The sequence below is a fragment of the Stackebrandtia soli genome (genome assembly GCF_965137155.1).
In the GTDB taxonomy this organism is placed as follows: domain Bacteria; phylum Actinomycetota; class Actinomycetes; order Mycobacteriales; family Micromonosporaceae; genus Stackebrandtia; species Stackebrandtia soli.
The window spans coordinates 89,802-101,339 of sequence record NZ_CBCRZX010000014.1; the positions used below are offsets into that span (position 1 = coordinate 89,802).

Annotated in this window: 10 protein-coding genes; 5 read left to right on the forward strand and 5 right to left on the reverse strand. The window is 65.1% G+C overall.

Annotated elements, in window-relative coordinates; genetic code table 11:
• Positions 1 to 367: 367 nt before the first annotated feature.
• On the reverse strand, positions 368 to 3,142 hold the full coding sequence (locus tag ACM9NP_RS11090) for an AfsR/SARP family transcriptional regulator (RefSeq protein WP_415646568.1): 2,775 nt from the start codon (positions 3,140 to 3,142) through the stop codon (positions 368 to 370).
• A 137-nt stretch (positions 3,143 to 3,279) separates the two neighbouring features.
• On the opposite strand from ACM9NP_RS11090, the gene ACM9NP_RS11095 reads away from it, so the two are divergent.
• From ACM9NP_RS11095 to ACM9NP_RS11105, 3 genes are read left to right on the forward strand one after another with little or no spacing between them, the layout of a single operon-like run.
• Entirely contained in the window at positions 3,280 to 3,798 is a 519-nt protein-coding gene (locus ACM9NP_RS11095) for a hypothetical protein (RefSeq protein ID WP_415646569.1), read from the forward strand.
• Complete coding sequence (locus ACM9NP_RS11100; protein ID WP_415646570.1) at positions 3,791 to 4,435, forward strand: hypothetical protein; 645 nt, start codon at positions 3,791 to 3,793, stop codon at positions 4,433 to 4,435. The genes ACM9NP_RS11095 and ACM9NP_RS11100 overlap by 8 nt, the downstream gene beginning before the upstream one ends.
• Entirely contained in the window at positions 4,432 to 5,331 is a 900-nt protein-coding gene (locus ACM9NP_RS11105) for a hypothetical protein (protein WP_415646571.1), read from the forward strand. Before ACM9NP_RS11100 ends, ACM9NP_RS11105 begins: the two co-directional genes overlap by 4 nt.
• A 746-nt stretch (positions 5,332 to 6,077) precedes the next feature.
• On the opposite strand, the gene ACM9NP_RS11110 is transcribed toward ACM9NP_RS11105, so the two are convergent.
• Entirely contained in the window at positions 6,078 to 7,280 is a 1,203-nt protein-coding gene (locus ACM9NP_RS11110) for a cytochrome P450 (RefSeq protein WP_415646572.1), read from the reverse strand.
• Positions 7,281 to 7,534: 254 nt separating this feature from the next.
• Here ACM9NP_RS11110 and ACM9NP_RS11115 point away from each other — a divergent pair, with 254 nt between their 5' ends.
• Positions 7,535 to 8,242, forward strand: coding sequence for a helix-turn-helix domain-containing protein (locus tag ACM9NP_RS11115; RefSeq protein WP_415646573.1), 708 nt, complete (start codon positions 7,535 to 7,537; stop codon positions 8,240 to 8,242).
• A 290-nt stretch (positions 8,243 to 8,532) separates the two neighbouring features.
• Here the strand turns inward: ACM9NP_RS11115 and ACM9NP_RS11120 are convergent, their stop codons facing one another.
• From ACM9NP_RS11120 to ACM9NP_RS11130, 3 genes are all read right to left on the reverse strand, one after another.
• The gene (locus tag ACM9NP_RS11120; RefSeq protein WP_415646574.1) at positions 8,533 to 9,144 is read right to left on the reverse strand and encodes an LPXTG cell wall anchor domain-containing protein; all 612 of its coding nucleotides are present in this window, start codon (positions 9,142 to 9,144) and stop codon (positions 8,533 to 8,535) included.
• A 395-nt stretch (positions 9,145 to 9,539) separates the two neighbouring features.
• The gene (locus tag ACM9NP_RS11125; RefSeq protein ID WP_415646575.1) at positions 9,540 to 9,710 is read right to left on the reverse strand and encodes a DUF397 domain-containing protein; all 171 of its coding nucleotides are present in this window, start codon (positions 9,708 to 9,710) and stop codon (positions 9,540 to 9,542) included.
• Positions 9,697 to 10,533, reverse strand: coding sequence for a helix-turn-helix domain-containing protein (locus ACM9NP_RS11130; RefSeq protein WP_415646576.1), 837 nt, complete (start codon positions 10,531 to 10,533; stop codon positions 9,697 to 9,699). The genes ACM9NP_RS11125 and ACM9NP_RS11130 overlap by 14 nt, the downstream gene beginning before the upstream one ends.
• Positions 10,534 to 10,934: 401 nt before the next feature.
• Between ACM9NP_RS11130 and ACM9NP_RS11135 the strand changes: the two genes are divergently transcribed.
• Positions 10,935 to 11,222, forward strand: a complete 288-nt coding sequence (locus ACM9NP_RS11135; RefSeq protein ID WP_415646577.1) for a hypothetical protein — start codon at positions 10,935 to 10,937, stop codon at positions 11,220 to 11,222.
• Positions 11,223 to 11,538 lie beyond the last annotated feature (316 nt).

The following is an 11,538-nucleotide window of genomic DNA, read 5'->3' on the forward strand; positions in this document are numbered from 1 at the left end:
GCCAATGGAAGGCTTTCGACACCAAGCCAATGGCACCACGCAACGGTCTCCCTCACCGGCCACTCGGGCTCGGAGTTCAGCGACCACCACGGACGGTGGACCAGTTCGCGGCAGTTGTCGACAAGTTCGACAAGATTCTCGTCGCATGCCGGAGCACTGAGCCAAGAGGCCGGTCCTGACGGCGCATCACAATTGACCGAAACAGGCCCCTGAGTCGAGGCTCGGGGGTTTCGTCGTGGTCCGAGCCGCCACCGTTGTCTGCACCCGTCCACATGGTCCATCATGGAATTCAAGCTGGGTAGGCCGAGGCGACGGGTCGACGAAACCGGCGCCGTACCGCTTCCGCCTCCGTTGCCAGGAGGGATGGTCACGGCGACGGGGTCGGGTCTCCCCAGATCGACAGCTTGGTTTCGAGGCTTTCAGCGCGCTCGTCCCGCTGTTGGGCGCGGAGCACCTCCAGTGCCTGAAGCCAGTGATCGCGGGCTTCGGCCATCCTTCCCAGGTCGCGCAGCACGTCACCGATCGATTCGACGACGCCGACACGATCGAGCTCCTCGGTCGCCGCGAAATGCCGCAGCGACAACCGGTACTGCTCCAAGGCGGTCTCGTGTCGTCCACGAGATTGCGCGATGTCACCGAGGGTGGAGTGAATGTATCCGAGAAGACTCGTGTCATTCCGTCTCCGCGAGATGTCCAGGGCCGATTCGGCGTATTCCTGGGCGCGCTCATGGTGACCGAGTTTGAGGTGGCTGAAGCTCAGGTTGTTGAGCGCGGCCGCCTCGATCCTGACGGGCCCGATCTCGCGGTACAGAGCCAACGCCCGCTCGCCGTGATCGACCGCCTTGGCGAACTCGGACCATTTGATGTGCAGGATGGTCAGTCCACGGTGAATGTGGCCCTGCTGTTCCCGATCACCGATCGTCTCGCACAGTTCGAGGGCTCGAAGGTAATGCCTTGTGGCCTCCTCAGCGGGTTGCCCGAAGGCCAGTCCACCGGCGAGCCTGCGATGACACAGGATCTCGATCGCGGGATCGGAGAGATGGGTTGCGCCGTCCACCGCGATGCGCCAGAAGTCGACCGACAGGTGCACCAACGCCCGTGAGTACAGGTAAGTGTCCATGGACCAGGCGAGGCGCCAGGTCACCGCGTCCCAGCGGTTCTCGGCCGCGCGCTGTTGGACGGCGATCAGGTTCGACAACTCGGTGTCGAACCAGCGATGCGCGTCGTCATCGTCGTCCAGTTCCGGTCGAACCGAACCAGGCAGCGGCGCGTCGAGCTCGATCGGGGTCCGGTATGGACTGAGGACGCGCTCGCCGAGGAACGCGGTGTGCAGGTAGTGGTCGATCAGGCGCCGCAGGCCATCCTCGCGCTCTACGCGCGGAATGTCCTCAATGGCACGTTCGACGGCGTACAACTTGGTCAGGTCGTGCATCCGATAGCGCCCGGGCGTCGGCTGTTCGATGAGGTGCGCGGATTCCAGTTCCCGCAACAGGTTCAGGGCGACCGTCACCGGGACGGCGGCGACGCTGGCGACCGCGTGCGAGGCTATGTCGTCTCCCGGTGCGGTGCCGAGCAGGAGCAACAGCCTCGCCGCCTCAGGGCTCAGCACCGCAATCGAACCGGCCAGCACCGCGCGCACGCTGGCCGACAGCTCACCGGTGTCCAGTGTGTCCAATCTGGCGCGTCTCAGTTCGGCGGTCAGGGTCTTCAACGGCAGTTCGGGCCACAGCGCGGCGCGCACCCCCAGGATCCCCAGCGCCAGGGGCAGCCCGGCGCAGTGCGCGAGGAGCTCGTCCGCGGCCTCGGGTTCGGCGGTGATGCGAGCCCGGCCCACCCGCCGAGTCAGGGTCTCGTAGGCGTCGCGGTCGTTGAACGGTCGCAGGTTCAGGTGGCGGGCACCGTGAGCGGTCACCAGTCCGGTCAGGTCGGAGCGACTGGTGACGATGGTCATTGTCCGGGTGCCGCCCGGCAGCAGCGGCAGTACCTGTCTGGTGTCCCTGGCATTGTCCAGGACGACGAGCGCTCGTTTGTCGGCCAACAGACTACGGAAGAGTCCGGACTGGGCGTCGAGCCCCGTCGGCATGGACCGTGAGTGGATTCCCATGGCGGCCAGGAGGTCGCGTATCGCGAGCTCCGGGTCCATGGGTTGTTCGGAGGGGTCGAAGCCGCGCAGATTCACGTACAACTGGCCATCGGGGAAGCGGTCGAGCCGGGACTGTCCCCAGTGCATGGTTAGCCAGGTCTTTCCCATTCCGCCCGCCCCGGCGAGTACCGCCAGCCGACAGTCCTCGTCCAGGACGGCGTCCAGGAACTCCAGCTCGGTGTCGCGACCCACGAAACCGCCGGGCCGGGCGGGCAGTTGGCGCGGTATCGGTGTCCGCGGCCGCGTCGGCTCCACGACGGGCGTGGTGAGCTCTAGTGCGGTGTCCCGGTTGAGGATCCGGCGATGCAGCCGGGACAGCTCGGGTCCCGGTTCGCCGCCGAGTTCGCGCACCAGGAGGCTTCGCAGATCGCGGAAGCGCTCCAGGGCCTCGGATTGCCGTCCGGACCGATACAGCGCCGTCATGAGCTGTCCGGCGAGGCGTTCGTCCAGCGGGTGGTCGTCGGCGCGTTCGCGCAGCGCGGCCAGCAGTCGACTGTGCTGTCCGCGCCGGAGCTGCACGTCGTTGCGATCGAGTTCGGCGGCCAGGCGTTCCGCGGCAAGTCCATTGGCGACGGCGTGGAGCCACGGCACGTCCAGGTCCTCGAAAGGCTCGCCGCGCCACAGTTCCAGGGCGGACTCGAACAGTTCGGCGGACTCGTCATCGTGTGTGGACTGTCGTGCCTGGATCACGAGATTTCGAAACCGGTGCATGTCTACCCGCATGGGGTCGACCGTGAGAACGTATCCACCCGATCGTCTGTCCACGATGCCGTCTCCCAGTACCGCTCGCAGGCGCGACAGGTAGCTGTACAGGTTCTCGCGGGCCCTGCGGGGAGGCGACTCCGTCCATAGCCGATTGATCAACTGGTCGACCGAGACGACCCGTCCTGCCTCCACGAGCAGAACCGCCAGCAGCGCGCGGCGAGAGGCTGGGCCGATGTCGACCGGGATCCCGTCGGCTTCGACCGCCACGGTTCCCAGGACGCGAAACCTCGCCACAGCCAGCAGCCTTCCATTCCAGGGGAACCGTTACGACGACAGGTTTTCGGCAAGGTTCCGACACGCCGGGCCTCGCATAGTAATGGCGAACGGGTCGAACCTCCGAACCGAAGTCCCCATTACCACGAGGCGGGAACATGACACTGACAGTAGATCTGAAACGGATAAGCGTGCAGGCCGTGTCGCCGTGCCGCACGGTGCGCGCCAAGGCGACCGGCACCTCGGGAATCACCGTCGAGTTCGGACTGACCGGTCTGAACGGACACGACGAGCAGACTCTGGAGACCGCGGTCAGGACCGCCGTTAACGGGGCCATCACCGGCTATCGCAAGGCGAACGCGGTCGTCATGGAGCGGAACGAGGTCACCGTGTCCGCACGAGACGACAAGGATCAGATCCTGAAGCGGCGGAACCGGATCAGCGAGGCCGTCGCGGAACTGACGGTCAGGGAGTCGTCCCGGTTCGGCCACGTCGACGCCAAAATGAGCGGTCGCGACGGATTCGCGGTCCGGATCCGCCCCGGCACGCTCAACCTGCTCCGTCGAGACGAGGCGTCGATGTCAGCCGAGATCAACTCGGCCGTGACGGCTGTGATGCGCGGCTATAGCAAGCAGCTGCTGTCCCTGCGGGAGAACGGGGCCCGCGACCATGGCTAAGCCGAATGAGGCCTTCGTCGTCGAACTGGCGGACCTGTACTGGGCAGGCGCCAACCAGTTTCCGCTGATCGCGGCGCATTACGCCCAGGCGACCCGGCATCTGCACAACTCCAGTTGGAAGGAGGACGAGGCTTTCAACCGCTGGGAGGACAGGCTCGTGCCGACCACCGACAAGGACGAGATGACCGACAAGACCGACACCCGCACCACCCAGGTGCCCGACAAGTTGACCAAGCCGTTCAAGCCCGGCTGGGATGTCGATCGGGACGCGCCGACCGGGGTCAAATGGGAGAGCTTCGCGACGAAGAGCCGGGTGTACCCGCACCTGCAGGCGCTACGGGACCGCCTTCAGGAAATCCTGGGGGAGACCTCCTGGAACCTCCAGCTCACCGGCACGGCACTCGTCCAGGTCGCCGAGTCCTACGCCGCGCAGGACGACGCCAACGCCGAAGCCCTGCGACAAACGGTGGCCGGATTCCACGACGACCCCGTTCGCGTCAAGGCGCCCGTGGACATGCCGGTCATCAAGATGCCGGGCGCGGAGTACGACACGCACGTGGAAGTCAAGGAGTCGCGTCTGCCATTCGGCATGGGCGACAAGGAAACCGAAGTACTCGACGAGGAGCCCAAGCCATGAGTCACAGCGACGAGATCATGTCCAAGGCGCTCGAGATCCAGGAACTCCTCATGAAGATCGTCGAGTCCGACTTGATCGTCACCGCCGCGTTCGACGTTCCCGACAAGGACTTCTCTCGCAGACTGATCGAGCCCTACGAGGACGTGATAGACCGCTTTCGATGGGCTGCGGATCTCGATCCCGAGCAATACGATCCCATGATCGAGAACATCGAGAACACGAAGCTCACACTGGCCTCCACCGAGATCGAAGGCATCATGCCGAAACTCGCCGCCCGGCTGTTTCCGTGGACCGGCGACGCCGCCGACAGTTTCGACGAGAACTTCCTGACACCCTTCGATGCGATCAGGGCCCACCAGGTGGATCTCGCCGAGAACATCCGTCGGGCCGTGCAGGCGACCAGGGACATCGAGGAGACCACCCAAAGGGACATGGTCGAGCTTCAGAACGGGATCATCGAAGTCCTCAAGAAGATCAAGAAGGAGGAGAAGGGCTTCTTCGACAAGGCTTTGGCGGTCGCGAAGGTCGTCGGAACCATCGCGGGCACTGCGGCGGCCATGACACTGCCCGGCGCGGGCATCGCGGGTGTGCTCGGCCTGATCGCCATCACCGGCGAGGCCACCGCCATGCAGGAGACCTTCAATGTCCAGGTCGAAGGGGAGAGCCCCTCCGAGGTCCTGGAATCGATGGACAAGGCGATCAATCAACTGCGCGAAGCCATGCTGGGCGAAGAGGACAAGTTGATCGAGTTGCTGTCCGAGGACCTCAAGATGATCGACGAGCAGATCGCCGATCCCAACGAGCGGATTCCCACCTACATTCCCCGGAAGCCCGAGATCGCGGACGGGGTCACCGACCTGGATCGGTTCAAGCCTCCCGCCTATATCGCCGACTGATCGGAGAACGGGCCGTTCACCGGCTCTGCGGCCACGGGTGAGCGGCTCCGGCACGACTATTCCAACGCCTCGTCCGATGCTCGCCATGTCCACAAGTGAGGCCGATCGATCCGTGCGCGCCCTTCCCGGGCGTTCGAGTCCGGGCCGAAAGCCCCTGAGCGGCGGCTCGGGGGCTTTCTCGCTGGGCGGCTTCACATCGCGGTTGTCGTTCGCATTGGCGTGACCGTTCGGAGGCCGCCGCAGCCATTGTCGGACGCGGACGAGGCCGCGGTGTCCCCGTCGGACGCTGATAATCCATCATGGTTGGACGGGCGACGTCGACCGCGAGTGCGACATCGCGACGAGTGGACACCGGCGTGTGATTCGCGGAGTCGGGTCAGGCTCTGGCCAGGCAGAAGGAATGCCGGGCGGGGCACGTCAGAACTCGCCGCCTGTCTCTACGGTGGGTGGCTTGGCGATCAGCCCGGGAACGCCGTCTTCGTATCGGTGAGTACCCGTCGAGCGTGGATTGTGGTCAAGCCTCCGGCTGAATCGGCTGTGCCGCGCCAAGTGTTCAACCGGAGGCGTAGTCGGTCAATGGAAGGACCGCGTCGGTGATCCTGATCGTCGTCGGGAGCGGGCCCGCACTCGGCGCAGTGCCGCGTGGTCGCCATCGCGACACTCGTCGACCGAACGTCGCCCCGATTCCGTCCGGCCCCACTCCACACACGACTCGGCCGTCGCGGTGCGGCGTGGGCGGCCGTGGGTCACACGTCCCAGGTGACCGGGAGGCTCCTCACCCCGTAGATGTCCGCGGTCTCGGGGCGCAGGTCGACGTCCTCGGCCGCGACGTCCAGACGCAGCGTGGGGAACCGTTGGACCAGCGCCGGAAAGGCGACCCGCATCTCGATGCGGGCCAGTTGCTGGCCAAGGCACTGGTGGATGCCGTGCCCGAAGGCCAGATGGCCGGTGGCCTTCCGTCGAATGTCGAGGGTGTCGGGGTCGGCGAAGCGTTCGGGGTCACGGTTCGCGGTGTGGTACGACAGGATGACCGTCGTGCCCGCCTTGATGGTCTGGCCGCCCAGTTCGACGTCCTCCAGCGCCGTTCGCTGGAAGGTCTTGGCGACGGACAGATACCGCAGCAGTTCCTCGGCGGCCTTGTCCGCGAGTTCGGGTTCGGCGCGTAGCGCGGCCCACTGCGCCGGATTGCTCAACAGGGCGAAGGTCCCCAGCGCCAGCATGTTCGCGGTGGTGTCGAGCCCGGCCGCCAGCAGTAGGAGGCCGACCCCCATCAGCTCCTCGTCGGTCAGGTCGGTGTCGAGGAGGTCGCTGAGCACATCGTCGGTGGGGTCGACTCGCTTGGCCGCCACCAGTCGCGCGATGTATTGCTGGGTCGCGAGGTAGCCGGCCAACTGCTCCTCGTCGCTCCCTCCGGCGGTGATCGCGTCGACCTGTTCCTGAAAGGAGCCCCGGTCTTCGTACGGCACCCCGAGCAGTTCGCAGATCATGATCGTGGGGATCGGCTTGGCGAACGCGGCCACCAGGTCCACCGACGGCCCCGCCTGTTCCATGGCGTCCAGGTGTTCGGTGGTGATCTGTTCGACCCGCTCGGTCAGCAGTCGCATTCGCCGGACGGTGAACTTGCCCGTCAGCAGCTTCCGGTAGCGGCCGTGCTCCGGCTCGTCCATCAGGAGGAACTCACCGGGTGGCGCCGGGGGAATCCGCATGTCGCCCAGGTCGATCAGCGGGTGGCGCATGAGCTCCCTGCGGGAGCTGAATCGCGGGTCGGCCAGCACCGCCCGCACCAGGTCGTAGCCGGTGATGAGCCAGCCCTCAAATCCGCCTGGGAAGGGGTATCGGCTGATGGGGCCGTGCTCGCGCGCCTGGCGCAGCTCCTTGGGCGGGTCGAAGGGACAACCGGACTCGCGTGCCGACGGTAGCAGGCCGACGGTGTGAACGGACTCCGTCATGTTGGTTCCTCTCCTCTTGACCGAAGTGCTCCGTCCGTAAAGGACGTGAAGCGTTCGGGCTGGATTGAAAGCTACGTTGCATTTGTTTAATCATCAAGATGAGAAGCGCAGATTCTCTTGAAATGCAAGGTAAATAGCGTGAAGAGTTGCAATGAACTTGTCGGTGAATGCAACGTGGACCGTCCCGAGGTTGCAATGGCCTGGCAACGAACGCATACTTTTCAACGATTCGTTGCCATTGAGGAGGCCCCACCGTGCCAGGAGACAGGCTCACCCGGGAGGATCGTCGCCGCATCGCCGCGTGGTTGGGCGACGGTCTGACGTTCAGCGAGATCGCCCGACGGTTGAACCGTTCCAAGTCGACCGTCACCCGGGAGGTCGCGCGAAACGGCGGTCCCGACAACTACCGGGCCGACTACGCGCACCACCTGACCCGGCTGCGGGCCCGTCGCCCCAAACCGAGACCGCTGCCCGCGGTTCCGATCGCCTCGGACGCATACGGACGCGACCCGAAGACGGTGTACGCGTTCCAGGAGCGGCTCGCCGAAGTGGTGATCGCGACCGGGAGTCCGCGCATGGTGGCGAGGGTTCTGTCGTGCCTGTGCACCACCGACGCGGGTAGTCTCACCTCCGCCGAGCTCGTGCGGCGACTCCAGGTCAGCCCGGCCGCCGTCTCCACCGCCGTTCGTTGGGCCGAGAATCAGGGCCTCATCGTCCGCGAACACGAGGCCAGAGGCAGGCAAAGGTATACAGTGGATAGAAATATCGGACACCGTTCGATTCTCGTCAGCGTCCGCTCCAATGAGCTGCTGGCCGAGCTGAGCCGCGAGGGAGCGGCGATTCTCGGACCTGACACGCCCGCCGGCATCCGGCTGGACAAATTGGGCACATTCCTGGCGCTGATCTCGCGGGATCTGGAGGAATCGCTCGAACGTCGGGTGCGCGAGGTCTTCGGCGACTAGGTCGCGTGTGTTTCGGCCGACGCAGTCTCCGCGACGGGCGCCGCACAGTCGGATCCACCGGGCTTTCCGACCCCAAGGCGCTGACGTCCGGGCCGTCGGGCCCGCCCGCACGGGGCCTGACCGTTTTCTGTGCTTAGTCCGTCGTCGCCGCGACTTCGACGGTTCGCTGCGAGCGTCCCTGGCGGCGGTGTTTATTGGGCGCCAACGGGTTCGAAGCCGACCACGTCACGTCGACGCGAACGGGCCGCACCCTCGATCCAAGGATGCGGCCCGGGTGGGTGCTGATGGAGCTACTTGGCTTCCTGGCGGCGACGCAGCGCGGCCATGCCGATCACACCAACGGCGGCGGTGCCGGCGCCCACGAGCGCGATGGTCGTCGTGTTGGAATCACCGGTGATCGGCAGCGTCGGTGCCTTTGACGGAGCGACCGCGGGTTTGCTCGGTGGCTCGCTCGTCGGTGGCTCGCTCGTCGGCGGAGGCGACGATGGCTTGTCCGGGAGGTAGCCGACCTTGACGGACGCCTCCGCGTGCGTGTGGAAGTGTTCGCTCGGCGCGTTCTTGATGCTGAAGGTGTACAGCTTCTCCAGCGCCTCCCCCTTGGGCGGCAGAATACCCTCGCATTCGACGACGAAGCTCTCGTCCGGCTTGAGCGTTCCGACCTCGACTCCACAATCGGCGAACAACGGCGGTGCCTGAATCGGGAGGTACGTGAGGTTGCGGTTGTGCGTGTTCGTGACGGTGACCGTGGCCGTGATGACGTCCCCCGGGTGGCCCTTCATCGGGGAAGCGGTCGCGGTCATCGAGGTCAACTCGTCCGCCGAGGCGCTACCGGTCGACGTGGCGATGGCGGTCAGTCCGGCGACGAGTGCCGTTCCAGACAGGATGAGGAACTTTCTGATCATGAGAGTGCTCCCAACGGGCAGTTCGACCGACGGCGGGCGGTTCCCATGGAGTGCCGGTCACGTGGATGCCCGACAGTATTCACCTATATGGGTGATTTTTTCCGATAAGGGTGGTGTGTCCCGTTCGTGGCGCTTTTGTGCCATCGGTGGCCAGTTGCGCTGGGAGTGGTCCGGATGCGGCAACGACCGTCCATTATCGTCACTCAGGTGGGCGGAGGAGGGCGGCGATCGTGGATGCCGATTCTGCGGAGCGCGCACAAGTGCGGAGTGTTCGCGTAATGCCGATGAGTGCTCGGCGATTCCGTGGGGGAGTGAAGAAACGACCCACTGCGTTGGTTGCAGTGGGTCGCTATCGTTGCGCTTACAGCCCGTTCGGTAGCGGGGGTGCTGCCCCGCTACCGAGCTGCATTGAGTAGGGCTCCAAAGTCCTCGGCGGACATAGACAGGATTGGCGACGCGTCTCCAAGCTTCGAATCGCGAACCTCCACCAGGCTCGCAATGCGAGCTTCGACGCAGTTGCCCCCATTCCCAGAACGGCTGGGCTTACGCCACTTACCGGGTGTCATTCAGATACTCCTCTACGGGTACAGCCATCTGCCATGTGGCATCGAAGAATCTACGGCAGGCGGTCAGAGAGCTTTCGGTCGTGTCGTATCGGGCACCGGTGATGAACTCGGTGTACACGGCGTCGCTGATCGCGGGAATGCCTGACGTCAGAATCATGTAGGCGCCGAGCATCGAGGGATGGAGTCCTCGGTTCGGGACGACCCGTACGGTGAGATTGTCGAGGCGCGCCATCTTCGCAATGTGCTCACGTTGCTCGGCGTCCTCTTTGGGGCCGCTCATTCGCCTGGTGATGACCGACTCGTGCATCGCGATGCGAACCGTCGGGGCGGGTGACCGGCCCCAGAAGCGCTCTTGCCGCAGAGTCTGGAGCTTGACGCGTTGATTCACCTCGTCCGAGGTCAAGGACGGTGCGACGGCGTTCTGAGCGCGTACATAGGACTCGACTTGAAGCAGTCCCGGAACGAGTTCGGACTCGTAGATGTCGATCCGGGCGGCGACCGATTCCAGTTCTAGGCACATCGAGAACTCGCGCAGCATATAGGTGCTGTAGTCCTCCCACCAGCCTGGATTCAGGGCCTCCTCGGCCATGCGGCGCAGATGGGTCGTGTGTTCCGGGGTCGCCTTGTAGATGCCGCACAGTCCGGCGACGTCGAACGCGCTGACGGGGCGTTTCGCGTTCTCTATCGCGGACAGCTTCGCGACGGACAGGGAACCTTGGGCTTTGGCGATGACTTGTCGCGTGGACAGTCCGGCTTCTTCTCGGAGCTGCCTCAGCGCCATGCCGAGCATCATCATCGGCAACTGTTTCGCCTGCTTCGCCATATCGTCACCGTATCGTGTCTTGTTGGCGTGGACGGATAAGCCGCTCCGAAACGTAGCGCGCGTGTCCTCTTCTCAGTACCTTGTCAAAGGCCTACGGTATTAGCAGTGAGGTGGACGAACGGCCCACAAAGAAGCAGGTCCGTGCTTGCACCACGGACCTGCCGAAAACCATCCACAGTAGATTTGGAGATCGCCATGGATGGCACGATCAGCGTACCTGTCGAAGGGCCGATACAACAAAGTACGACGGTTCCGGAGGTTCACCCGCTGGCCGCCGAATTGCATCGGCCGTATGGGGAGTCGGACGGCCGCCGCGACACGTGCCGTGCCTGCAGTCGCTACTACGGAGTCGGTCGATCGTGGCCGTGTGTCTATGCGACGCAGGAGAACGGGCGCTCTCAGTGAACGGCTACGTGGAACGGGAGCTCGGTCAATTCAGGCTGCTCGACCATCCGTATTCCGTGGCCACATCGGCGGCCCCGGACACGATTCGCGTCTACGACCTCGGCGTCGGTCCGTTGTCCATCGAGGATTCCCCGATGGTGTGCACCATCGCGGGAGTCTGGCGAGGCGTTCCGGTTCCGTCCTGGGCGTCGGAGTACATCGGACAATCGGACGGGGCGATGGCGGCGATCGTCCGTTCCGCCGTCGATCTCGCCCAACACCGGGTGCCGGGGGTGTGGAGATGACGAACCCGCTGTATCGCGATGACGGTTCGATTCCAGGCAACGTCGCCACCGCGATCTGTGTTCGCTGCGCGGCGACGGGGGAAGTGTGGGTGGAACGCGAGGACGGTCGTGCCCCCGCCGATTGCCCGCGCTGCAACGGTCGTGGATATGTGCCGTTCGCTGAGGCCGCCCGCGATCGTTCGCTGCGCGACGCCCCCGGGGCTTCGAGGCCCGCACCTCGGAGCCGGGACTAGGCCAACCGCCTCCTCATCGGTGGGCCGGGTGTGACGACTCGGTCCGCTCCGATGGCTACGGACGGCCTCACCCGTCCGTAGCC